The following is a 23,662-nucleotide window of genomic DNA, read 5'->3' on the forward strand; positions in this document are numbered from 1 at the left end:
CTAGAACGTCAGCTTCCAGCTGTTGATGTAGCCCGTGTCCTGCGCCGCCACATCCTGCACCCGCAGCTTCCACGCGCCGTTCGCCGGTTCGCTCGATGCGTTGACCGTGTACGTCGCGATGACGTTGTCCGCCGAGTCGTTGCCGCTGGAGTTCTTCAGGCGGTACGCCGTGCCGTCCGGTGCGAGCAGGTCGACGACCACGTCGCCGCGCCAGGTGTGCCGGATGTCGACGTCCGCCTTGAGGGTGGCCGGGGCGTTGCCCGTGCGGCCCGTCACGTTCACCGTCGAGGTCACGGCCGCGCCGTTGTCAGGGATGGCGACGTCCGTGGTGTTCTCGTACGAGTCGCCGGGCGGGATGGGAGTCTCCGTGCCGAGGGTCCAGACCGCGTGGGCGATCGCGTCGCTGTTGCGGTCCAGGGCGGTGTCGTTGATGTTCGACGTGGTGTCGCACGACGAGTGGTAGCAGCGGTCGAAGGCCTGGCCGGCCGTGCCGCCCCACTTCTGGGCCTGGGCGCTGGACTTCGTACGGCTCGCCCCGGTGAAGAGGCCGCCCACCGGGATGCCCACGTTCTTGAAGCTGGCGTGGTCGGAGCGGCCGTCACCCTCGGTCTCGATCTCCGTGGGGACGTTCAGGCCCGCGTAGTAGTCCTTGAAGGTCTTCTCGATCGTGGGGTCGTCGTCGTAGACGAAGTAGCCCGGGTTCGGGGAGCCGATCATGTCGAAGTTGAGATAGCCGGAGACCTTTGAACGCTCCGTGGCGGGAAGGTTGTTGACGTAGTACTTCGACCCGACCAGGCCCAGCTCCTCCGCGCCCCACCAGGCGAACCGCAGATGCTTCGTCGGTTCAAGCTGCGCTCGTGACACCGCGAGCGCGGTCTCCAGGACGCCTGCCGAGCCCGAGCCGTTGTCGTTGATGCCGGGGCCCGAGCTGACGCTATCGAGGTGGGCGCCCGCCATCAGGACCTTGTTCGGGTCGCCGCCAGGCCAGTCCGCGATGAGGTTGTAGCCGGTGGCGCCGCTGGAGGTGAACTGCTGCACGGTGGTGGTGAACCCGGCCGCGTCCAGCTTGGCCTTCGCGTAGTCGATCGAGGCCTTGTAGCCGGGGCGTCCGTGGGCGCGGTTGCCGCCGTTGGCCGTGGCGATGGACTGGAACTGGGAGAGGTGCGCCTTGACGTTGGCGAGCGGGATGTCGGGGGCCGCGAGCGTCGGGGAGGGGGCCGCGAGGGCCGTCGGCGCGGTGACCGCGAGCAGTCCGGCGGCGGCGAGTGTGGCGACGCCCGCGGTGGCCCGTCTCAGGGTGCGGGGTATGGCGGGTCTGGAGATTCTCATGTGGGGCTCCGAATTCCGAACAGCGAGGGGGACGGAACGTACTGACGCCCTGCGAGCGGATGCCGCAGGGCGTTGGAGCTGTGCTGAGGAGAAGGGTGGGGCGGTTGTGCGTTGCCTGATATTGAAGCTGGGACGACCCACCGTCAAGAGAGGAAACCGGTCAGATGCCGGTCAGCCAGTTTCGGATATCGGACACCCCGCCAGGGCTCGCACGCGGGGTTGGACTCAGTCCTCGTCGGGGGTCTCCGGGCGCAGGAGCGGGTGCTTCACGCCCGGGAACACCCGGGCCTTGATCACCGGCTCGGCGGAGCCGCCCTGGACCACCGTCTCGGTGATGCCCCACGGGCGGCCCGGCAGGACGACGAGGATGGTGTACGAGGAGGAGCAGCCCATGCAGTCGTAGCGGTCCGCCCAGGTCTCGACCTCGGTGCGGCTGCCGGGATAGCGGGCCACGTGGCGGTGGCGCGCGTGGCAGCGGTCGCACTTCTCGCCCGGCTCGCAGGTGCCGCCGCAGGGGCACGGCACGTCCAGGGTCTCGGCGGGCTGCCAGCGCTGCGTGACGACCGCCTCGCGGGTGGCGCCCATGTCCTTCATGGCCTTGAGGTTGCGGGCGGCGACGTTGTACGACTCGCCGGTCGACGTCATCCGGTTCCGGATCACGTCCTTGCGTCCGCGGTTCGTCGTCATGCTGGGCCTCCTGGGGTTCACGCAGCCCACCAGGAGGCCCATGAGATCGGTCCCTCTACGGTACCCGCCCGTAGGGGGAGGCCCCGAATCCCGCCGGGCTACTCGATGACGAGCTCGACCTCGATGTTGCCGCGCGTGGCCTTGGAGTACGGGCAGTACGCGTGCGTGGCCTCGACCAGCTGCTGCCCGGTCTCGCCGGCCAGGGAGTCCGGCAGCTCCACGCGCATCACGACCGCGAGGCCGAAGCCCGCGCCGTCCTTGCCTATGGAGACCTCGGCGGTCACCGATACGTCCTTGGTGTCGACCTTCATCTCACGGGCGACCGCCCCCATGGCGCTGGCGAAACAGGCCGCGTACCCGGCGGCGAAGAGCTGCTCGGGGTTGGTGCCCTGTCCGTTGCCGCCGAGGGCCGGGGGCATGGCGAGCGCGAGGTCGATCTGGCCGTCGGAGCTGACGGCGCGGCCCTCGCGGCCGTTGGCGGTGGCGACGGCGGTGTACAGCGCGTTCATGGGGTGTCCTTCGGTTTGTCCGGCGTCGGGCGTCGGTTCGTTCGTCCGGCTCGTTTGGCCTGATCAGATAGTGGCACACAATTCAGTTGTGCACAACTGAATGGCGCGTACGAGGTACCCTTGACCCATGACGTCATCGCCGACCGCCGTACCGCCCGGACGCGAGCTGCCCGACGTGCCCGACGCCGAGCTGCTCCGCCTCGATCACCAGGTCTGCTTCTCGCTGCACGCCGCCTCGCGCGCCTTCGGCGGCGTCTACCGCGATGCCCTCAAGGACCTGGGCCTCACCTACCCCCAGTACCTGGTCATGCTGGTGCTCTGGGAACACGGTCCGCAGCCCGTCAAGGCGATCGGCGAGCGGCTGCGCCTCGACTCCGGCACGCTCTCGCCGCTCCTCAAGCGGCTGGAGACGTCAGGGCTCGTCCGGCGTGAGCGCAGTGCCGCCGACGAGCGCTCCGTCACCGTTCAGCTGACGGATGCCGGGACCGAGCTGCGTGAGCGGGCCCTGCCGGTGCCGCGCCGGATCCTTGCCTCGACCGGGATGACGGTCGAGGAGATCCTTGCTCTGCAAGGACTCCTCGGCCGCCTCACGGGCGCTCTCGACGAGGCTCAGTGACGTTTCACCGCTTCACGCCTTCACGGCCTCACCGCTTCAATTCCCGCATGTACTTTCCGAACTTCTCCAGGCCGTCGATGTTGCGCGGGCCGCTGATGCCCTCGTTGTAGTCGAGGACGAAGAAGTTGTTCTTCTTCACGGCGGGCAGTTCCTTGGTGTGCGGGGACTTCTTCAGGAAGTCGATCTTCTTCTTGGCGGGCATGTCGCCGTAGTCGAAGATGATGATGACCTCGGGCTCGGCCTTGGCGACGGCCTCCCAGTTCACCTGGGTCCAGCGCTCGTCGAGGCCGTCGAAGATGTTCTTGGCGCCGGCGGCCTTGATGATGTCGTTGGGCGGGACCTGGCTGCCTGCCGTGAAGGGCTGGTCCGTGCCGGAGTCGTAGAGGAAGACGGGGGTCCGGTCGCCCTTGGGGGCCTTGGACTCGACGGCGGCCACACGCTTCTTGAGGCCGCCCACGACCTCGTCCGCCTTCTTCTCCACCTTGAAGATCTTGCCCAGACGGTCAAGGTCCGAGTACAGGGCCTTGAACGGGGTCACTTTCTCCGGGTACTTGGGGTAGTTGAAGCAGCTCTCCGTGTGCATGAAGCTCTGGATGCCGAGCTTGTCCAGGATCTTCGGGGTGATGCCGCGCTGATCGCTGAAGCCCGAGTTCCACCCCGCGACGACGAAGTCGGACTTGGCCTCCACGACGAGCTCCTTGTTGAGCAGGTCGTCGCTGAGCATCTTCACCTTGGCGTACTCCGACGCCCAAGGGGACTCGCTCACCGGCGGGTTGGCCGGGGGCATCACGTAACCGTGGACGTGCTTCGTCAGGCCGAGGCTGAACATCTTGTCCGCGCTGCCGCCTTCGTAGACCACCGCGCGCTGCGGGGTCTTGTACGAGACCGGCTCGCCGCAGCGCTTCACGGTGACCTTCTCGGACGCGCCGCCCGCGCTCTTGGAGTCCTCGTCGACCTCCGCGCCGCAGCCGCTGAGCAGCAGGGCCGCCGTGAGCGCCGATCCGATGGTGGTACGTGTACGTGTTCTGGGCATGGTCGGTCGTGCCTTTCAAAGGGGAGTGTTCAAAGGGGCGTTCAGAGGGGAGTCGAGGGGCTCAGTGCGTAGAGGAGTTGGGGGGCGCCGGTCAGGGGGTGGCTGATCACGGTGGCCTTGACGCCGAACACCTCGTCGACCAGACCCGTGGTGAGCACCTCTTCCGGCGTGCCGGCGGCCACCAGCGCGCCCTCGGACAGCACTCCGATGCGGTCGCACGCGGCCGCCGCGAGGTTGAGGTCGTGCAGGACCACGAGGACGGTGAGACCCGAGCCCTTCAGGAGCGAGAGGAGCTCCATCTGGTGGCGGACGTCGAGGTGGTTGGTCGGCTCGTCCAGGACCAGGATCCGCGGCTCCTGCACCAACGCCCGCGCGAGCAGGACGCGTTGACGTTCCCCGCCCGACAGGGTGAGTACGCCGCGGTCGGCGAGGCGGGTGAGGTCGAGACGGGCCATCGTCCGCGCGCACAGGTCGCGTTCGCGTGCGCCGAGCGCCTGGTTGCCGCGCAGATGGGGCGCGCGGCCCAGGGCGATGACCTCCTCCACCGTGAAATCGAGGTCCACGGCGCCGTCCTGGGCCATCGCGGCGACGACCTGCGCGCTGCGGCGCGGCGTCAGGCGGGAGAGGTCGTCGTCGCCCACCCTGACCACGCCGGAGCTCGGGCGCAGCGCACGGTAGACGCACTTGAGGGCGGTGGACTTGCCGCTGCCGTTCGGGCCGACCAGGCCCACGATCTGGCCGCTGCCCACCTCCAGGGACAAGGCCCGGACGAGGAGCTTGCCGTCGATCGTCACGGACAGGCCGTCGAGTGCGAGTTCCATCTCAACGCCCCCCGAACATATAGGCCTTGCGCCGCATCAGCGTGACGAACACCGGCACCCCGACCAGTGCCGTGATGACCCCGAGGGGCAGCTCGCGCGGCGCCACGAGGGTGCGTGACACCAGGTCGACCCAGACCATGAACACCGCGCCGACCAGCGGCGCGACGGCAAGCACCCGTGCGTGCGTGGCACCGACCACCATGCGTACGAGGTGGGGCATCACCAGGCCGACGAAACTGATCGCACCGCTGACGGCGACCATCACGCCGGTGATCAGCGAGGCGAGCAGGAGCAGGCCCTTGCGGTGCCGGTCGGGGCTGATGCCCAGGCTCGTCGCGGTCTCGTCGCCGAGCGCGAGGACGTCGAGCGCCCGGCTGTACCTGTAGAGCACCGCGAGACCGAGCAGTACGCAGGCGGCGACGACGGGCAGGGCGCCCCAGCTCGCGGCGCCGAAGCTGCCCATCGTCCAGTACAGGACCATGCTGGTCGCCTCGCTGTCCGGCGCGAAGTAGATGATCACGCTCATCACGGCCTGGAAGCCGAGTGCCATGGCCACGCCGGTCAGGACGAGCCGCAGCGGCGAGAGCCCGCCACCGCGGCTCGCCGAGGCGACGTACACCAGAAGGGAGGCGACGAGCGCCCCGATGAACGCCCCCGCCGACACCGCGTAGATGCCGAGTGCCGCGAGCCCTCCGGTGACCGTGACGGCGACCGCGCCGACCGAGGCTCCGGACGAGACGCCGAGTACGAACGGATCGGCGAGCGCGTTGCGCACCAGCGCCTGGATGGCGACGCCGACCGCGCTGAGGCCGGCGCCCACAAGTGCCGCGAGGAGCACGCGGGGTGTGCGGATCTGCCAGATGATCTGATACGTCGTCAGCTCATCCGCATCAATGCTCCCGCCGCTCAGAGCCGCCCACAGCAGCCGGGCCGTGTCCCCCGGCGTGACGACGGCGGAGCCGAGGCCGATGGCCACGACCACGGAGACGAGCAGGGCGAGAAAGAGCACGCCGCAGACCACCGCCAGCCCGCCCCGGGAGGCAAGACGACTCCGCACACCCTTAACCGGCGGCGGGTCCGGCGTGGGTGAATCGGGGGCCAGGGCAATGGCTGCCGTGGGGGAGGTCGGGGGCGGCGGGGGCATGACGGTGGTCGGGCCTCTCAAGTCGGTTTGGACTTAGGGGGTTGGGGCCTGTGGGGTGGCGGATCGGGGGGCGTGAGGCCGTCGGCAGCGGGGGCGGGGCGGCCTACTCCTGCCGGGGCGGGGGCGGAGTGCCGTGCGGGGTGCTAGATAGCGGCGCTGGCTCTGGGGCGGGGCCCGTGGCGGGTAGCTCGGGTGGCCCTGGTGCGACGGGCTGGGGTGAGGCTGTCGGGTGTCAGGGGGCCGGTGGCCCGCTCCTGCCGGGGCAGGTGCGGGCGGCCGTGCGGGGGCTGGATGACGGCCTGGCTCCTTTCCCCGGGTTGGGTCCAGCGTGTGGGGGCCCGTGGTGGGTGGCCCTGGTGGGACGGGCTGGGGTGAGGCTGTTGGGCGTCAGGGTCGGTGGCCCGTTCCTGCCGGGGCGGGCGCGGGCGGCCGTGCGGGGGCTAGATGGCGGCCCCGGCTCCCTTCGCCGGGCCGTCCTTCCCGGGTCCGTCGCTCGCCGGGTCCCGGTCCGCCGGGCTCTCGTCCGTCGGGCCCTGGTTTCTCGGGCCCTCGTCCGGGTCCAGGTCCGTCCGGCCTTCGCCCGGGCCCCGGTCCGTCGTGCCTTCGCCCGCGGGTTCCTCGTCCGGCCGGTCCTCGCCCGGGTTCCGGTGCGTCGGGCCCTCGCCCGTCGGGTCCCGGTCCGCCGGGGTTTCCTCCCCCGGTCCCGCCCTCAGCACGAGAACCGCTGCCACCAGGGCCACGAGGACCAGTGCACCGAACGCCACCGCGATCCCCGGGTACCCGGCGAGGCCGAGGCCGAGGCCGCCCAGGCCCGCGCCCACGAAGACTCCGAGGCTCATTCCCGCGGCGTTCACGCTCAGGGCCGCGCCCCGCTGGGTCCCGCAGCGGCGGACCAGGAGGCTGACCACGCATGCGGCCACCACGGCGTGGCTCGCCGCGTGCAGGGACGTCATGGCGAGCGCGAGCGGCAGCCAGTGTGTGAAGTAGAAGCCCACGACCGAGACGAGCGCGGCGACCAGGCCGATGGCCAGCATCCGCTCGGTGCCGATCCGCGGCTCCTCGGAGTTCGTGACCCGCCCCGTGAGGAGGTTGCTCACGAAGAACGACGCGCCGCTCAGCGTCCACACGAACGCGAAGAGCCCGGGGTCGAGTTGGAACCGGTCGTCGTAGTAGGCCGCCAGGTAGGAGAGGTAGCCCATGAACACCGCCGTGCGCAGCAGGGCGATGAGCAGGAGCGGTACGACCCCGGGGATCTTCCCGAGCGCCTTGAACGAGGCCACGTAGCCCAGGCGTTGGGTGGCGTCCCTTTCCTCCACCGGCTTGTCCTTGCCGTGTACGAAGAAGATCGCCGCCAGGAGCAGCGACACTCCGGTCACCGCGAACAGGTCGCCCTGCCAGCCCCAGAGCAGCGCGGGCAGCGCGATGACCGGCGCCGCGAGCATCGCCGTCATCGACTGGGTCGCCGTGACGAGCGTCGCCGCGCGCCCCGCGGCCTTCCCTGAGCCGAAGCGGTCGGCGGCTGCCGCTGTCAGCGCCGGGTTCAGCACCGACGTACTGGCGCCGACAAGGAGGCAGAACACGGCGAGCAGGATGAAGTCCCCGCTCGCGCCGAGCGCGGCGGAGACGCCGAGCGCGGCGAGACCGCCCGCCGCGGCCCACTCCTTGCGCACCCGGTCGATCAGCGGGGCGAGCGCGGTACCCACCAACAGGGCCGCGAGACCGCCGAGTCCGCGCAGCCCGCCCAGCGTGGCAACACTGCTGTCGGCGTCCTCGGCCATCGGCACCAGATACGTGCTGAAGATGGTGAACGGCAGCAGCCCGACCGCGGACGCGACCAGGACGGGCCACAGCGTGCGGGCCATCCGCAGGTCGCCCGGCAGCGCTTCCTCAGCGGCGGCTGGCGGCGCGGAAGTCGGCGCGGGAGCCTTGGAGTTGACGCTCACGCCGCCTCCTTGTAGCGGTAGAGCGGCGTCTCGTCGGCGCTGAACTGCGAGAAAGCGAAGGGTTCCGCGGAGAGCCCGGTCACCCCTGCGGGCAGGAACGCGCGCGCCACGGCGCTGCCGCTCTGCGCGTACACCACCAGCGGCACCCCGTGCTCGCGGCAGTGCGCGAGGATCAGGTCGAAGGTGCCGTTGCTCAGCGTCATGCCGGTGGCGACCACGGCATCGGCCTCCTTCAGGACCTCCGTCATGTCGTCGGTGACCCGGTCGCCCCACTGGGTCGTACGGAGATTGAGATCGCAGGGCAGGCAGACGCCGCCCCGCTCACGTATCGCCGCGACGAGGGGGTTGACCACGCCGATGAGTGCCACCTTCGCGCCCGGCTCGATGTCGAGCAGCCCGGCGATGGCCGCGTCGCGGGCTTTCGCGCGGACCTCCGGGGTGCCGGTGGGCAGCGTGACGCGCTCGGCGTCGGCGGCGTCCCGGTGCGGGTTCACCTGCGCGAGATAGGCGTCGAGCGCGGCGATGCGGACGGGCGTGGACTCGGCGCGCAGCAGCTTGTCGAGGCTGTGGCCCGATGCGTTCTCGCAGAAGTCCGGGGCGAGTTCACCGGCCTCGAAGGAGCAGGCACCGAACGCCGTGCCGACCCGGAGCAGCAAGTAGTGGTTGTGGTACGTCACTTCGCTGCCCGCGAGGCGGGTGGTGTTGTACAGCCAGAACGCGCTGGTGACGGAGAGGTCCTTGGGGTCGGGGCCGTGCTCGCCCGCCAGGACGGCGTCGATGAGCTCCGCGACGTTGTGGGGCGTGCGCGGCTCGGGGTGCGACATGTGGTGTGCCTTCGGGGTTCGGGGGTTCGGAGTGCGGAAATCGGGGTGCGGAGTTCGGGGTTCGGAGTGGTGATGGACGCTGTTATGGGAGGAGGTCGGGCCAGGAAGTGGTCGACCAGGGGTGCCTCAGCTCGTCGAGCGAGGTGATCTCATGCGGCTTCAGGGTGTCGATGTCCGGCGCCTGGGCGTGTTTCGCGTAGGCGTTTTCGACGTAGCGATGACCCGTGTCCGCCGCGATGAATACGTACGTACGGGAATCGTCGCGGCGCTGTTCCCAGAGAGCGGTCAGATAGGCGGCGCCGGCGGAAAGGCCGGCGAAGATTCCGCTGGTCCTCAGGAGCGAGACCGCGCCGGACACAGCGCAGTCGAAATTCACCCAGTGCACGCGGTCGTACGCCTCGTGCCGGACATTCTGGAATTCGATGGCGCTGCCGATCCCGGCGATGATCATGTCCGGGTCGGACACGTGCTCCGAGCCGAAGGTGACGCTGCCGAAAGGCTGCACGCCGACGAGTCTCACGTCGCGTCCCGCGTCCCGCAGATACCCGGCGATGGCACCGGTCGATGCCCCCGAGCCGACCCCGCCCACCAGGGCGAGCGGCCCCTCGGGCACCTCCGCGTCGATCGTCTCGGCCACGTCGCGGTAGCCGAGGTAATGAATGCTGTCGTGGTACTGCCGCATCCAGTGGTACGAGGGATTCGCCTCGAGTATCTCCGCGATGCGCCGCACCCTCAGCTCCTGGTCGAGCCGGAGATTCTTGGACGGCCGCACCTGTTCCAGCGTGGCGCCGAGTATGTCCAGCTGGACGCGCAGGGTGTGGTCCACGGTCGTGGAACCCACGATGTGGCATTTCATTCCGTAGCGGTGACAGGCGAGCGCAAGGGCCTGCGCGTAGATACCGCTGGAACTGTCGATGAGGGTGTCGCCGGGTTTCACGGCACCGGAATCAAGAAGGTGACGGACCGCTCCCAAGGCCGAATAGATCTTCATCGTCTCGAACCGGAGACAGACCAAGTCCGGCTCAAGGGATATGAGATCGGGTTTCTTCACCGCTTCGGCTATGTGGTCGTGCACGTCTGCCCCCTGTGTCCTTGTGTCCTTGTGTCGCTGTGTCCCCGCGTTCGGTCGCCGGGCCGAGAGCATCACACTAGATGAAAATGATTGTCAAGACGGATAGGGTTGTGGCAGCCTGTGGGCGCTGGAGGCGTCGGGATGTTGAGAGGAGACCTGTGAAGCTGTTCCAGGAGGCCGGGCCGCGGCCCCTCCCCGCGGTCGCGGGATCAGCCGGAGTCGGAGTGGGTGCGGCTTTCGGGACCTTCGGCGAGCTGCTTCAGGGCGTACTGCCGGAGGAGGACGGGGACTTCCTGGTGACGTTGCCCGTCGCGCGGTGGACGATGGCCACGTTCCGGCGGGAGCCGGGCTGCGGGGATGTGACGGTCCGGCCCGCGGGCAAGACCAAGGCGCTTCAACTGGCGCGTACGATCGGTGAGTTGGCGGAGCGGCAGACCGGCGTGACGTCGACCGGGGGAACCCTCCACGTCAACAGCGTCATCCCCGAGGGCAAGGGTCTGGCGAGCTCATCGGCCGACCTGGTGGCGACTGCGCGGGCGGTCGGGCAGGCGCTGGGCGTCGAGATGCCGCCTGCCCGCATCGAGCGGCTGCTCGCGGACATCGAGCCCACGGACGGGGTGCTCTATCCGGCGATCGTCGCCTTCCACCACCGCACCGTGCGCCTGCGCGGCATCCTCGGCTCGCTCCCGGTCATGGCCGTGGTGGGGATCGACGAGGGCGGCTCGGTCGACACGGTCGACTTCAACCGCATCCCCAAGCCGTTCACGCCGGCCGACCGCCACGAGTACGCGCGCCTGCTCGACCGCCTCGCGTGCGCGGTCCGCCGCCGCGACCTGGCGGAGGTCGGCAGGGTCGCGACGCGCAGCGCCCAGATGAACCAACTCCTGCGCCACAAATGGACGTTGGAGCCGATGCGGGAGATCTGCCGGGAGGTCGGCGGCCTGGGCGTCGCCGTCGCTCACAGCGGCACGACCCTGGGCATTCTCCTTGACACCGCCGACCCGTCGTACACGCAACGGGTCAGCGCGGCGGCGCGGGCGTGCGCGGAACTGGCGGGCGGGGTGACCGTCTACCGGACGCTGAGCTTTCCCCGAGGGGCCGGGCTCGTGCGGGGCTGAGGGGAACGGCGGTGCGGGGTCAGAAGAACACGCCGCACCGCAGCAGCACGTTCGCGTACGGCGTCGCCTCGCCCGTGCGTACCACCAGGCGGGCCGTGGCCGTGCGGCGCTTAAGTTCCTCGTGGGGGACCAGGGTGAGGGGTGTGACGCGGGCGGACAGGATCCCGGCCGCGGCAGGGTTCGCCTCCCGGACCTCCGTCGCCGCCGTTCCGCCCTCCGTGACCAGCTCGGCGAGCAGCCCGTCCAGTACCTCCGCGAAGGAGGGGACGCCCGCCCAGAACGCCAGGTCGACGACCCGGGGCCCCGGCGGTATGGGCATGCCCGCGTCGCAGATCAGGACCGTGTCTCCGTGGCCCAACTCGGCCAGGGCGCCGGAGAGATGGCGGTTGAGGATGCCGGCCTTCTTCATGCGCCCTCCACCTGGCCTGCCACCTCGTCCGCCGTCGGGTACGACTCCTGCGCGCCCTGCCGGGTGACCGAGGCCGCCCCCACGCGCGCCGCGTACGCCGCCGCCGTCGCGAGGTCCTCGCCCAGGCCGAGGCGCCAGGCCAGGGCCGCCGTGAACGCGTCGCCCGCGCCAGTCGTGTCCACCGCGTCCACCTTCGGGCTCGGCACGGTGACGGGGGAGCCGCCGCCGTCCGCCGTCAGGGCTCCCTCCGCACCCAGGGTGATCACTACCGAGCGGGGGCCGAGGGCGAGGAGCGCCCGCGCCCAGTCCTCGGGGGAGTCTGCGGGAGCCGCGTCGTCGCCCAGGATGTAGCGCGCCTCGTGCTCGTTCACCACCAACGGGTCGCATGCGGCGAGGACTTCGGATCGCAGCGGTGCCGGTGGGGAGGGGTTGAGGACGAAGCGTGTGGCGGCCGGCAAGGTGCGTACGACCTCGGTGACCGTCTCGATCGGGATCTCCAGCTGGGACGACACCACCCGCGACGCGGCGAGCAGGCTGCCCGCCGCGCGGATGTCCTCGGGCGTCAGGCGGGCGTTGGCGCCCGGCGAGACCACGATGCTGTTGTCGCCCGACGGGTCGACGGTGATCAGCGCGACGCCGGTTGGCGCCCCGCCGACCAGGACGCCGACCGTGTCCGCGCCCGCCGCGCGCTGCGATTCGAGCAGAAGCCGACCGTGGGCGTCGTCGCCGACCCGCGCGAGCAGGGCCGTACGGGCGCCGAGTCGGGCCGCCGCGACCGACTGGTTGGCGCCCTTGCCACCGGGATGCGTGGCGAGGTCGGAGCCGAGGACCGTCTCACCGGGGGCGGGGCGGCGCTCGACGCCGATCACCAGGTCGGCGTTGGCCGACCCGACGACCAGGAGGTCGTACGTGGCGTCGTCGAGGTCGTGGTCACGGCTGGGGTCGTGGGCGTGGTCGCGGTCGTGCATCTGTGGGTCCGGCTCCTGCTCTACGGGGATGCGGCGGCGGGTTGTGGTGTTGGCGGGGCAGGTCGGGTCGGGGGCGGCGGGCGCGGTGCGGGCGGCTCACAAGCGGTGCCACCGGGGGAGTGGTCCCGGTTCACGCTGACCGGCACCACGCTCCCGCCCGGCGATTGCCGGGCGGGGCCACGGCGCAGCGGGGTGCGGTCGTGTCCGGCCTGGGGCGACCGCCTCGGGTGCCGAGTGAGTGGACGGGTTCCGTCGTCGGCGGTCACGGCGGGCACGACGACCCCGGCCACCGTAGCCCGGTGCCTGAGCCCGCCGACCCGGCGGCCACGCGCAGCCACCCGCAGCCACCGTGTCGTCAGGAGAAGTCAGCCACGTTCCTCTTCGTGACCACCTTCACCGGGACCTTCACCATCGTCTCGACCTCCTTGCCGCGCACCGCCTTCACCGCGTTCTGCACGGCGATCCTGCCCAGCTCCTTCGGCTGCTGTGCCACGGACGCGTACAGCGTGCCCGTCTCAACGGCCTTGAGACCGTCGGGAGTTCCGTCGAAGCCGACCACCGAGACCGACTTGCCCGCCTTGTTGCCGAGTGCCTTGGCCGCGCCGAGGGCCATCTCGTCGTTCTCGGCGAAGACGCCGTTGATGCCGGGGTTGGACTGGAGCAGGTTCGTCATGACGTCCAGGCCCTTCGTGCGGTCGAAGTCCGCCGGCTGGGAGGCGACGACCTTGATGCCGGGGTACTCCTTGATGCCCTCGGCGAAGCCCTTGCCGCGCTCTCGGCTCGCCGACGTGCCCGCGACGCCCTGGAGCGTGACGATCTTGCCCTTGCCGCCCAGCTTCTCCGCGAGGGTCTTCGCGGCGAGCTTGCCGCCCGCGACGTTGTCGGAGGCGACGAGCGTCGCCGCCTTCGCCTTGTTCACGCCGCGGTCGGCCGCGATCACCGGGATGTCGGACTTGTTGGCGCCGCGCACCGCCGGGCCCACCGCGTCCGAGTCGACCGGGTTGACGATGATCGACTTCATGCCCTCGCCCGTGAAGTTCTGCAGCTGGTTGGTCTGCTGCGAGGCGTCGTTCTGCGCGTCCGTGACCGTGAGGTCGATACCCGCCTTCTCGGCCTCCGCCTGCGCGCCCTCCTTCATCTGCACGAAGAAGGGGTTGTTGAGGGTGGAGAGCGACATGCCGACCTTCGTCGTCGTGCCGGAGGAGGAGTCCTTGTTGAAGAAGGAGATGCCGCCGATGACGGCGGCCACCAGCACGGCCGCGATACCGAGCTTCAGGACCTGGGGACCCTTCTTGCCGCCCCCGGCTGCCGCGCCCGTTGATGCGCCGGGAGTCGCCCCCGCCTTGCGCCGCAACGTGTCGAGGAGGACCGCCAGCGCGATGACGACGCCGATCACGACCTGCTGCCAGAACGCGGACACGGAGAGGAGGTTGAGGCCGTTGCGCAGAACCGCCAGGATCAGCGCGCCGATCAGCGTGCCGGACGCCTTGCCGACACCGCCCGCAAGGCTCGCGCCGCCGATGACGACTGCGGCGATCGCGTCCAGCTCGTAACCCTGTGCGGCCTGCGGCTGCGCGGAGACCAGACGGGACGCGAGGACGATGCCCGCGACGGCGGCGAAGAGGCCGGACAGGCCGTAGATGACGAGCTTCTGCCGCTTCACGCGAAGCCCGGAGAGACGAGCCGCTTCTTCGTTGCCGCCGATCGCGTACATGGAACGGCCGATGTACGTACGGCCGAGGATGAGGGCGGTGACCAGACCCATCGCGACCATCACGATGACCGGGACCGGCAGCCAGCCGCCGATGGTGTCACCGAGGTTGGAGACCGAGTCGGGGAACGGGATCGGGCTGCCCTGCGAGATGACCAGGGAGAGACCGCGGGCCACCGACAGCATCGCCAACGTCGCGATGAACGGCGGGAGTTTGCCGTACGAGACGAGCATGCCGTTCACGAAACCGCACGCTATGCCGGTGCCGACGGCGAGCACGATCGCGAGCCAGACCGGCAGGCCCTCGGACGTCGCCGACCAGGCGAGGACCGTCGCGGAGAGCGCGGCCACCGAGCCGACCGACAGGTCGATGCCCGCCGAGACGATGACGAAGGTGACGCCGAACGCGAGGATCGCGGTGACCGCGGCCTGCACGCCCACGTTGAGCAGGTTCTGCGTGGTGAGGAAGTCCCCGGAGAGCAGCGACATCGCCACCAGGAGGACTACCAGGGCGCTCAGGGCGCCGTTGTCGAGCAGCACGCGGCGCAGACCGGTGGCGCCACCCGCGTTGCTCTTCAGCGTTTCAGTGGCCACGGGAGGCCTTCCCTTCGGTTGCTTCGTTCTCTGTCGCCGCGGAGGTGTCCGCCGCCGCACTGCTGACGGCCAGTGCCATCACCGCGTCCTGCGTCGCTTCGTCCGCCGCGAGTTCGCCCGCGATGCGGCCCTGGGCCATGACGAGCACGCGGTCGCTCATGCCGAGGACCTCGGGCAGGTCGCTTGAGATCATCAGGACCGCGTGCCCGGAGGCCGTCAGTTCGTTGATGAGCTGGTAGATCTCGACCTTCGCGCCCACGTCGATGCCGCGCGTCGGCTCGTCGAGGATCAGGACCTTCGTGTCGGCCAGCAGCCACTTGCCGATGACGACCTTCTGCTGGTTGCCGCCGGACAGCGTGCGCACGTGCTGGCCGAGCCCGGCCATCCGTACGCCGAGCTGCTCGGCGATCCGGGCCGCCGCCACGCGCTGCCCCTTGAGGTCCACGAGCCCGGAGCGCGTCGCCGAACGCAGCGTCACCAGGCCGAGGTTCTCCTGCACGGAGGCGTCAAGGAGGAGCCCTTGGCCCTTGCGGTCCTCCGGTACGAGGCCGATGCCGGCCCCCATCGCGGCGATCACGTCATGCCGGGGAAGACGCTCGCCGCGTACGTCGACGGAGCCCGCGTCGTACGGATCGGCGCCGAAGACGGCACGCGCCACCTCGGTCCTTCCGGCGCCGACGAGGCCCGCGAGGCCGACGACCTCTCCGGCCCGCACCTCGAAGCTGACGTCATGGAAGACGCCGTCGCGGGTGAGGCCCTTCACCGTGAGCAACTCGCCACCGGTGTCGGGGCGTTCACGCGGGTACTGCTGCTCGATGCTGCGGCCCACCATCAGCCGTACGAGCTCGTCCTCCGCTGTAGAAGCGGGCACTTGGTCGACGCTGCGGCCGTCGCGCAGGACGGTCACGCGGTCGCCGAGCGCGGCGATCTCCTCCAGGTGGTGGGTGATGAAGACGACGCCCACGCCGTCCGCGCGCAACTGCCGCACGATCGCGAAGAGTTTGTCGACCTCCTCGCTCGTCAGGACGGCCGTCGGCTCGTCCATGATCAGGACGCGCGCCTCCAGGCTGAGCGCCTTGGCGATCTCGACCATCTGGAGCCGGGCGATGCCCAGTTCGCGCACCTTGGCGCGCGGCGACACCTGCACGCCCACCCGCTTCAGGAGCTCCTCGGCCGCCGTCTCCATCGCCTTCCGGTCGATCATCCCGAAGCGGCGCGGCTGGCGGCCAAGGAAGATGTTCTCGGCGACGGTGAGGTCGGGTACGAGGTTGAACTCCTGGTAGATCGTGGCGATTCCGAGCCGTTCGGCGTCCTGTGCCCCATGGATGCGGGCTTCCTTCCCGTCCACGAGGATGCGGCCGCTGTCGGGGCGGTAGGCGCCGGAGAGCATCTTGATGAGCGTGCTCTTGCCCGCGCCGTTCTCGCCGAGCAGGACGTGCACCTCGCCGCGGCGGAGGTCGAAGTCGACCGAGTCGAGCGCGACGACACCGGGGAAGGTCTTGCGTATCCCCTCGATGCGCAGCAACTCCTCGGGGCCGCGGTCGGCGCCGCGCGGCAACTCGTCTGTGTCGCTCACGTGTTGCTCCTCTGCTCGGTGGGGGACTCGCCGCAGGAGCGGCGTACGACGAGACGGGCGGGCAGGGTGACGGACCGGGGGCTCCTGCCCTCGATCAGGTCGACCAGGGCCTGCACGGCGGCCCGGCCCAGATCGCCGGTCGGCTGCGCGATGGCGGTGATCGGCGGATCGGTGTGCACGAACCACGGGATGTCGTCGAAGGCGGCGAGCGCGATGTCGTGCGGCACGCGAAGGCCGCGCGCGCGGATCGCGTCGAGCGCGCCGAGCGCCATCAGGTTGTCCGCGGCGAAGATGACCTCGGGCGGCTCGGGCAGCGCGAGGAACCGCTCGGTGGCGCGGCGCCCGCTGTCGGCCTGGAAGTCGCCCTGCCCGATGTAGTCACCGGGCAGCGGAAGCCCGTACGCGCCGAGCGCGTCCCGGAACGCGTCGACGCGCTCGCTGCCGGTGGTGGTGGCCGCGGGGCCGGCGATGATCGCGAGCCTGCGGTGGCCGACGGCGTGCAGGTGGGCGACCAGGTCACGGACGGCTTCGCGGCCGTCGGCGCGGACGACGGGGACGTCCACGCCCGGGATCCAGCGGTCCACGAACACCATCGGGGTGCTGGAGCGCGCGGTGTCGAGCATCAGCGGGGAGCCGCCGTCGGTAGGGGAGACCAGGAGCCCGTCGATCCGCCGGTCCAGGAGCGTGCGTACGTGGTGGTCCTGGAGCTCGGGCCGCTCGTCGGCGTTGCCGATGATCACGCTGTAACCGAGCGCGCGGGCCGCTTCCTCGACGGAACGGGCCAGGGCCGTGAAGTACGGGTTCAGTACGTCGCTGATGACCAGGCCGAGTGTGCGGGTCTGGTCGGTGCGCAGGGAGCGGGCGACGGCGTTCGGGCGGTAGCCGAGGCTCTCTATCGCGGCGAGGACGCGGGCGCGGGCCCCCGGGCTGACCGAGGGGTGACTGTTCAGGACACGCGAGACCGTGGCGACGGATACGCCTGCCTCGGCCGCGACGTCCTTGATGCTCGCCATCGCCGGTCCACCTCCTTGTGGAATCGATTACACGGAGGATTGGAATCGATTACACGGGTGGGTGGCAAGACCCTGGCGGGTCAGCGAGACCAGATTGTGATGCGGGGTGCTCAGGTGAGCGGAGGGGTGCGGGGGACGCCGGGTGGCTGTCGGATTTACATGAACGGCACCGTCAGCCACGGGCTGTCCGGATCCGAGATCAGCTCGCGGTGGGCCTGGAGCACCGTCGTGTACCAGTCGCCGAACTGCTCCTCGTCGAAGTGGAGGCAGCGGCCGAGGACGTAGCCCGCTGAGAACTCCTCCCACGAGGTGTACGCCGACCTGGCCTCGTGGCTCGCGCGCTCGACGGCCGCCTCCAGCTCCGCATGGCTCGCGTACCGGGCGCCGCGCCCCCAGCGGGCCATCTTCGACGCCCGCCCGATGTCCCAGGCCGCGATGGTGCGGACGTGACCGTCGGGCGGCAGGAGGTCGTCGGCGCGGAAGCGCGACTCGTAGCGGATGATCTTCCCGGCGAGGCCGCGCAGCGCGGCGACGAAGTCGTCCAGGTCGGGGTCGTCGCCCGGCTTGTGCGGGGAATCGTGGCCGCCGGTCTCGGCCATGCGGTCGCGGATCGTCACCTCCACGCACTGGCGCCACAGCTCCGGGTCGACGCGCGGGCCGAACTGCTCGATCAGCGACGTACGGGCACCGAGGACGAAGTCCCAGTACCACGGGCTGACTTCACGGTTCAGGAGGCGCTCCTGCGTGCCGAGCCAGTCCTCTCGGCCGTGCACGCCCCACCATTCCTCCAGGCGCTCGACCTCGGAGTTGTAGCCCGCGCCGTGCCAGTCCAGGGTGTTCCAGGCGTCGCCGTTGGCGAAGCAGAGGTGGGCGCCGCAGGCCAGGCCGTGCAGCAGGGCGGGGGACTCCGGGGTGCCGGTGCGGCGGGTGTCGATGCGGTCGTGCAGACGGCCGTCGACGTAGAGGTCCGCGTGCAGGTCCGCCCAGACGTCCCGTTCCTCCTCGGTCGTCAGATAGAACTGCTGGCAGGGCGTGGCCGCGTTGACCACCAATATGTCGATGTCGTCGGGCAGTTCGGCGGCGAGCGTGCCCAGCGTGACGAACTCGTACACCACCTCGGGATGCGGGCGCGGGAGCAGTCCGACCGTGTACATCTGCGCGATCCGGCGGCCGTCGGGGAGATCGACGGTGAGGACCGGGCGCTCGGTCGCTCCCGGTTCGATGTCGGCCGCCGACACCGGGCGGTATAGGCCGGTGACAGCTATCGCCCGCAGATAGGTGTACGCGTCGTCGGCCTCGCACAGTTCGTACAGGTGCTCTTCGAGGTCGGCGGGGGCCTGCCAGCGGCTGCCGTCATCGGGGGTGTCGACGTTCGGGAAGATGTCGTCGTGGTACTCGTCATCGGCTGCGGGGACGGCTGCGCCGTGCATGCGGGAGTCTCCGTGGTCGGTGGCGCGCGGGGCTCGCGCGCGGGCTCGCAGTAGATCTTGAACCGTATCCGATGGCCACGGGACCGCCGAGTCACTGCGCCTTCGGCGCCTTTACCGGCATCGACTTCACCTTTACCGGCACCGACTTCAGCCCGTTGATGAAGTTGGAGACCAGGCGCCGGGGTGGCCCCGCGAGTTCAAGAGGTGCGGTCCCCGCGGCGCGGAACTCCTCGTACAGGACCCGGAGTTGGAGGCGGGCGAAATGTGCGCCCAGGCAGACGTGCGGGCCCTCGCCGAAGGAGACGTGGGGGTTGGGGGAGCGGGACAGGTCCAGGCGGTGGGGGTCGGTGAAGACGCGTTCGTCGTGGTTGGCCGACGCGTGGAAGACGACGACCTTGTCCCCGGCGCGGATGGTCCGGTTCGCCAGGATGGTGTCCTTGATGGCTGTGCGGCGGAACGTGAGCACGGGAGGGTGCCGGCGCAGCAGTTCGTCCACCGCCGTGGCGAGGGGAACTTCGCCCTCGCGCAGGCGGCGGTACTCCTCCGGGTGCTCCATGAGGGCGAGGAGGCCGCCGGGTGCCGCACTGCGCACGGTGTCGTTGCCCGCGACGGTGAGCAGGAAGAAGAACATCTCCAGTTCGGGTGCGGTCAGTTCGGGGTCGTTCGCGAGGGTGGTCATGATGTCGTCGGCGGGTACGCGGCGCTTGTGCGCCGCGAGGTCCTGCGCGTAGCCGAACATGTCGCGCAGCATCGCCGGTGAGCGTGGGTTGAGCGGCTTGCCGTCCCGGCCGAGCTTCAACTCCCCGGCTTCGTCCGGGTCTTGGTAGCCGATCACGCGTTGCGTCCAGTGCAGCAGCAGGCCGCGGTCGCTCTCGGGCACGCCGAGGAGGTCGGAGAGGTTGAGCAGCGCGTAGTCGTCGGTGACGGCGGTGACGAGATCGCAGGTGCCGTCGGAGTCACGGGCCCGGTCCGCCGCCGTGGAGAGCAGGGAGCGGGCCCGGTCGCGGGCAAGGGTCTCGAAGCGCTCCACACGCCTGGGTGTGAAGGCGCGGCTCACCAGGCGGCGCAGTCTCCCGTGATCGGGCGGGTCCTGATTGAGCATCATGCGACGGATGAACGGCAGGTCGTCCGGGTCGGGATCGCGGATCTGGGTGGCGCCCAGGTGCGAGGAGTAGGTGACGGAGTCCCTGAGCACGCGGACGACGTCCGCGTGCCGGGTCACCGCCCAGAAGCCGGGCCCCGCCGGCCAGTCGAGCACCTGCGGCTCGTGCTGCCAGGCGACGGGGTACCGGTCGCGGAGTACGCGGTAGCGGTCGTGCGGGACCCCGGCCGCGTACTGCCTGGGGTCGAACACGTCGGGTGGGACGGTGAGTTCGACGCTCACGACGAGCCGTCGCCGCTCTCGCTGTCACCCGCGCCGTCGCCCGCGTCGTCACCCTCGCCGTCCTTACGCAGGAAGTCCTCCACGGCGCGGATGAGAGCGAGCGGAGTCTCGTCCATCGCGTAGTGGCCCGCCTGGCTGAGTTCGGTGAGTTCGGCGCGCGCGTACCAGCGCAGCCAGGTCCGGCGCATCAGGTCCGCCCCCAGCGCGGGATCCAGCGCCCCGACGACCGCGAGCGCCGGCACGGTCGAGCCCTCGACCCGGTCGTGGAAGTCCTCGCCCGCCCAGGAGTCGAGCCAGGCACGGAAGGCCTTCGCGTCGCTGACGTCGAGCGAGCGTTCCACCATGCGGTCGAGCCAGGCCGCGGGCCGTGCACCGCCGGTGGTGGCGTCGATGATCGCGCGGCGGTTCCCCGGCAGCCGGTCGGCCTCGGAGAACAGCTCCCGCTGTTCCGGCGGCAGTTCGAGTCCGGAGGCGGGCACGGGCGATACGCCGACGAGCCTGCGGACCCGGTGCGGTGCGATCGCCAGGACCCGCTGGGCGACGCAGCCGCCCATGGAGTGGCCGATCAGCGAGAAGCGGTCCCAGCCGAGGCGGTCCGCGAGGCCGACGACATCGGCGGCCCCCTCGGAGGTCGTGTACGCGCCCGCGGCGTCCTTCGCCTCCCCGTAGCCGCGCAGATCGACCACCGCGTACTGGAACGCTGCGAGGTCGAGGTCCGCGAGCACCGGCGCGTAGGCCGACCGGTCGGCGAACCACCCGTGCACGGCGATCACCTTGTGGGGGCCGTCGCCCAGGAGGGCATGGGGGAGCTGGAAGGACGGGGAGGACGAAGAGGGGGAAGAGGAGGAGGAAGAGGAGGCCACGTCGACTCCGATCGCCTTGAGGAAGGCATCTTGGGAAGGGGCCGTTCGTGGCGGCCCGGGACCACGTTGGCCCCAACTTTCCTGCGCCGCAAGGGTGCCCGGCGCCGCCGGAGAGCGGGGCGTGAACCGAGTGATTCCCGAGGAAGGTGAAAACTTGGCGGACGGCCTGCGATCGAGGCACGCGGGTGGTCACAATGTGGCATGGCCATCCGCCGACTCAGCTATCGGCTCGACGAGGAGCCGGTCACCGGAGCCGTCCGTCTGATCCCCGCGCAGGCGGGACCGCAGGAGCAGGAGAAGGAACAGTCCCTGGAATCAGCTGAGGTCGCCGAGTACGTGCTCGCCGTCGGTCACCGCAGAGGGCTCAGCCGCAGTCGGCTCCCCGGAGGCGGCGCCCTCCTCTGCGCCACCGTCGGCGCGGAACAGCGGGTCGACGCCGTGCATGCGGACTCGGTCGATGAACTCCCGGCGCCCACACTGGACGTGGTGACGGAGCGGCTTGTCGCCTTCGCCCGCGAGAACGCGTCCCGCGTCGAACCCTTCCTTGCCGACGTGCGCCGCCTTTTCGACGAGCGGGCCGGGCGGCAGATCGTCGTCGCCGAAAACGATCCGCGGACCGTGGCCCACTGGGTGGCTCTCGCCTGCGCCTCGCTGCCTGGGCCGTACGCCGCCTCGCTGACGTTCAGTACATGGACGGCGGAGCCTCGGCGTGCGCCGCAGCAGATCCTCGGCATCGGCCCTGACGCCGACTTCGACCGCTTCGACGGTCCGACGCTCGACCACCTCTACCGGGTGCACGACGGCATCGGGGGCCAGGGCAGTACGCCGGTGCCCGACACCTGGGCCGAGGTGACCGCCCGGCAGTGGATCGAGGGGACACCGCCCGAGCCGGACGCCGACGACGACCCGTTCGCACTGGCCCGACCGACCCTCGACGTACGGCAGTTGGCCGCGATGTCCGGCGAAGCGCGCCGTGACGTCGCCCTCGCCCACGCCGCTTCCGTGGCCGAGCAGAGCGCGGGCAGCCCCGTCGTCGACGAGCTGTACGCGCTGTGCCAGGAGCTCGGCGCCGAGGACCGTGCCGCGGCCGAACCCCTCGCCCTCGCCTTGGTCCGGCACTACATGTCCGTGGCCGTGGCCCAGGACACGCTGCCCGACCTCGCCGCCTGCGAACGGCTGCCGCTGAGCACAGAGGCCTGGCTGCGGCTGCGCGGGGAGTTCGGCGGGCGCGCGGACGACGAGCTGCGCCGCAGGCTGCGCGCGCCCATGGAGACCTGGACCGAGCCGCTGCGGCTCGCGCTCGCCATGGGCGCGGACGCGGGGCGCGGCCTCGACGAAGCCATGCAGCGGCTCGCCAGGGCGCTGCTCAACCCCGGGCGGCGGGAGTGCGCCGAAGCCGTCGAGGTCCTGGAGGCGCTCGGCCACGAGGGTCTGAACCGGCGGGTCCTGAAGCTGCTCGCCCTGCACCTCACGGACCACAAACTGGACCGGCTGCGCGACTTCGCCAACGCCCCGCAGGGGGAGTGGCTGCTGAGGAACATCGACGACGCGCCCCTCGCCGTCCGCCTCGCCGAAGCGGCCGCGCGCTGGAGGAGGGAGCCCGGCGGGCCGCGCGGCGCCGAGCTCTTCGGCGCGCTGACCGAGCTGCTGCCGGGGCGGCGGGTGAACGACGTCGAGACGCTGAAGCTGCTGTGGCGCCTCGTGTGGGGCGGCCGGCAGCCCGACCGCGTCGACATGATGAGGCTCGCCCGGATCTGTACAGCGCGTCTGATCATCGACGCGGGCTTCGGTATCCGTCTCGTGGGCTTGCTCAAGGAGCCGGAACGGGTCGACGCCGAGCTGGTGGACCTGGCCAGGGCGCTCCTGTCCGTGTCCCTCGGCCCGCGTGAGCGTGCCACCGCGGAACTCCTCGTACTGGCCAAGGACTTCGCCGACGGCCGGGTCCCCGTGGGCCGCGCCGTCGACGGGCTCGGCGTCACCCTGCGCCAGGCGTCGCCCGTCCATGTCGTCCTGCGCAGGGGAGTGGACGAGCTGATCGCGCGAGGCATCGCCGAGGTGGATCCGGTCGACCTGTGCCGCTCGCGGGTGCTGAGGTTCCTGACGGCGGCGGAGGGCGATGTGCTGCGGCCGTACCGCGCGTATCTCCTAGACGACGGCGGCGCACGCGAGCGTCGGATCCACGCACTGCCGCACCAGCCCGCAGCCATCGCCGCGCTCTACCACGCGTGGCGCCCCCGGCACGGGCGCGGGGTGACGGTGGAGTGGCAGCGGGTCGCCGACGAACTGCTCGCGCGGATCCTGGCGCCCGTGCTGCCCGCGCTCGACGACTGGACGCTGAGCGAGGTCGCCACGGAGCTGGCCCGCCTTGCGCAGGGGCGTGGGCAGCAGCGCGTACAGGAATGGAACGCGTGGCGCAGCCGGCAGGCACAGGTGCGGGCACAGTCGCAAGGCCCGCCGAGGCCGCAGGGGCCACCGGGGCCGCAAGGGCCGACGGGACGACCGTAAGCCCCGACGCGACCGCAAGGCCCGACGAGACCGCGAGGCCCGCAACACCACAAGGCCCCCCGGACCGCAAGGACCAATCTCTTGACCCCAGCTCCACAGACGACAGCTCCACA

Annotated in this window: 20 protein-coding genes; 3 read left to right on the plus strand and 17 right to left on the minus strand. The window is 70.7% G+C overall.

Features of this window, described 5'->3' with window-relative positions; all coding sequences use genetic code 11:
* The 3 genes from ACWGI2_RS01295 to ACWGI2_RS01305 form a co-directional block, all read right to left on the minus strand.
* Positions 1 to 1,329 carry a M28 family metallopeptidase gene (locus tag ACWGI2_RS01295; protein ID WP_453692941.1) on the minus strand — a complete coding sequence of 443 codons (1,329 nt, stop codon included), beginning with the start codon at positions 1,327 to 1,329 and terminating at the stop codon, positions 1 to 3.
* Positions 1,330 to 1,554: 225 nt separating this feature from the next.
* Positions 1,555 to 2,016, minus strand: coding sequence for a hypothetical protein (locus tag ACWGI2_RS01300; protein ID WP_453692943.1), 462 nt, complete (start codon positions 2,014 to 2,016; stop codon positions 1,555 to 1,557).
* A 98-nt stretch (positions 2,017 to 2,114) separates the two neighbouring features.
* Positions 2,115 to 2,525 (minus strand): organic hydroperoxide resistance protein, encoded by a 411-nt coding sequence (locus ACWGI2_RS01305; protein WP_249587090.1) that lies wholly within the window; start codon positions 2,523 to 2,525, stop codon positions 2,115 to 2,117.
* Between the two features lie 127 nt (positions 2,526 to 2,652).
* Here ACWGI2_RS01305 and ACWGI2_RS01310 point away from each other — a divergent pair, with 127 nt between their 5' ends.
* Complete coding sequence (locus ACWGI2_RS01310; protein WP_453692945.1) at positions 2,653 to 3,141, plus strand: MarR family winged helix-turn-helix transcriptional regulator; 489 nt, start codon at positions 2,653 to 2,655, stop codon at positions 3,139 to 3,141.
* A 28-nt stretch (positions 3,142 to 3,169) separates the two neighbouring features.
* Here the strand turns inward: ACWGI2_RS01310 and ACWGI2_RS01315 are convergent, their stop codons facing one another.
* The 6 genes from ACWGI2_RS01315 to ACWGI2_RS01340 all read right to left on the minus strand — a co-directional run bounded on the left by ACWGI2_RS01315 (position 3,170) and on the right by ACWGI2_RS01340 (position 9,981).
* Positions 3,170 to 4,174 (minus strand): ABC transporter substrate-binding protein, encoded by a 1,005-nt coding sequence (locus ACWGI2_RS01315; RefSeq protein WP_453692947.1) that lies wholly within the window; start codon positions 4,172 to 4,174, stop codon positions 3,170 to 3,172.
* A 41-nt stretch (positions 4,175 to 4,215) separates the two neighbouring features.
* Entirely contained in the window at positions 4,216 to 4,995 is a 780-nt protein-coding gene (locus ACWGI2_RS01320) for an ABC transporter ATP-binding protein (protein ID WP_453692949.1), read from the minus strand.
* A 1-nt stretch (position 4,996) separates the two neighbouring features.
* The gene (locus tag ACWGI2_RS01325; protein ID WP_453692951.1) at positions 4,997 to 6,139 is read right to left on the minus strand and encodes a FecCD family ABC transporter permease; all 1,143 of its coding nucleotides are present in this window, start codon (positions 6,137 to 6,139) and stop codon (positions 4,997 to 4,999) included.
* Between the two features lie 440 nt (positions 6,140 to 6,579).
* Complete coding sequence (locus ACWGI2_RS01330; protein ID WP_453692953.1) at positions 6,580 to 8,082, minus strand: MFS transporter; 1,503 nt, start codon at positions 8,080 to 8,082, stop codon at positions 6,580 to 6,582.
* Positions 8,079 to 8,906, minus strand: coding sequence for a Rossmann-like domain-containing protein (locus tag ACWGI2_RS01335; RefSeq protein ID WP_453394017.1), 828 nt, complete (start codon positions 8,904 to 8,906; stop codon positions 8,079 to 8,081). The genes ACWGI2_RS01330 and ACWGI2_RS01335 overlap by 4 nt, the downstream gene beginning before the upstream one ends.
* Positions 8,907 to 8,988: 82 nt before the next feature.
* Positions 8,989 to 9,981 (minus strand): pyridoxal-phosphate dependent enzyme, encoded by a 993-nt coding sequence (locus ACWGI2_RS01340; protein ID WP_453692955.1) that lies wholly within the window; start codon positions 9,979 to 9,981, stop codon positions 8,989 to 8,991.
* Between the two features lie 161 nt (positions 9,982 to 10,142).
* On the opposite strand from ACWGI2_RS01340, the gene ACWGI2_RS01345 reads away from it, so the two are divergent.
* Entirely contained in the window at positions 10,143 to 11,096 is a 954-nt protein-coding gene (locus tag ACWGI2_RS01345) for a GHMP family kinase ATP-binding protein (protein WP_453694617.1), read from the plus strand.
* Positions 11,097 to 11,115: 19 nt separating this feature from the next.
* Here the strand turns inward: ACWGI2_RS01345 and rbsD are convergent, their stop codons facing one another.
* The 8 genes from rbsD to ACWGI2_RS01385 form a co-directional block, all read right to left on the minus strand.
* Entirely contained in the window at positions 11,116 to 11,505 is a 390-nt protein-coding gene (gene rbsD / locus ACWGI2_RS01350) for a D-ribose pyranase (RefSeq protein ID WP_453692957.1), read from the minus strand.
* Complete coding sequence (locus ACWGI2_RS01355) at positions 11,502 to 12,473, minus strand: ribokinase (RefSeq protein WP_453692959.1); 972 nt, start codon at positions 12,471 to 12,473, stop codon at positions 11,502 to 11,504. Before ACWGI2_RS01355 ends, rbsD begins: the two co-directional genes overlap by 4 nt.
* Before the next feature lie 355 nt (positions 12,474 to 12,828).
* Positions 12,829 to 14,778, minus strand: coding sequence for an ABC transporter permease/substrate-binding protein (locus tag ACWGI2_RS01360; protein WP_453692961.1), 1,950 nt, complete (start codon positions 14,776 to 14,778; stop codon positions 12,829 to 12,831).
* Positions 14,768 to 16,354, minus strand: coding sequence for a sugar ABC transporter ATP-binding protein (locus ACWGI2_RS01365; RefSeq protein ID WP_453692963.1), 1,587 nt, complete (start codon positions 16,352 to 16,354; stop codon positions 14,768 to 14,770). The genes ACWGI2_RS01360 and ACWGI2_RS01365 overlap by 11 nt, the downstream gene beginning before the upstream one ends.
* Positions 16,351 to 17,367 (minus strand): LacI family DNA-binding transcriptional regulator, encoded by a 1,017-nt coding sequence (locus ACWGI2_RS01370; protein WP_453692965.1) that lies wholly within the window; start codon positions 17,365 to 17,367, stop codon positions 16,351 to 16,353. The genes ACWGI2_RS01365 and ACWGI2_RS01370 overlap by 4 nt, the downstream gene beginning before the upstream one ends.
* Before the next feature lie 155 nt (positions 17,368 to 17,522).
* Positions 17,523 to 18,797 carry a DUF1266 domain-containing protein gene (locus ACWGI2_RS01375; protein ID WP_453692967.1) on the minus strand — a complete coding sequence of 425 codons (1,275 nt, stop codon included), beginning with the start codon at positions 18,795 to 18,797 and terminating at the stop codon, positions 17,523 to 17,525.
* Between the two features lie 91 nt (positions 18,798 to 18,888).
* Positions 18,889 to 20,181, minus strand: coding sequence for a cytochrome P450 (locus tag ACWGI2_RS01380; protein WP_453692969.1), 1,293 nt, complete (start codon positions 20,179 to 20,181; stop codon positions 18,889 to 18,891).
* On the minus strand, positions 20,178 to 21,044 hold the full coding sequence (locus ACWGI2_RS01385) for an alpha/beta fold hydrolase (RefSeq protein ID WP_453692971.1): 867 nt from the start codon (positions 21,042 to 21,044) through the stop codon (positions 20,178 to 20,180). Before ACWGI2_RS01385 ends, ACWGI2_RS01380 begins: the two co-directional genes overlap by 4 nt.
* 201 nt (positions 21,045 to 21,245) lie before the next feature.
* Between ACWGI2_RS01385 and ACWGI2_RS01390 the strand changes: the two genes are divergently transcribed.
* Positions 21,246 to 23,549: a GTPase-associated protein 1-related protein gene (locus ACWGI2_RS01390; RefSeq protein ID WP_453692973.1), complete on the plus strand. Its 2,304-nt coding sequence runs from the start codon at positions 21,246 to 21,248 to the stop codon at positions 23,547 to 23,549.
* The last annotated feature ends 113 nt before the right edge of the window (positions 23,550 to 23,662 follow it).

The sequence above is a fragment of the Streptomyces sp. NPDC054866 genome (assembly GCF_053610745.1).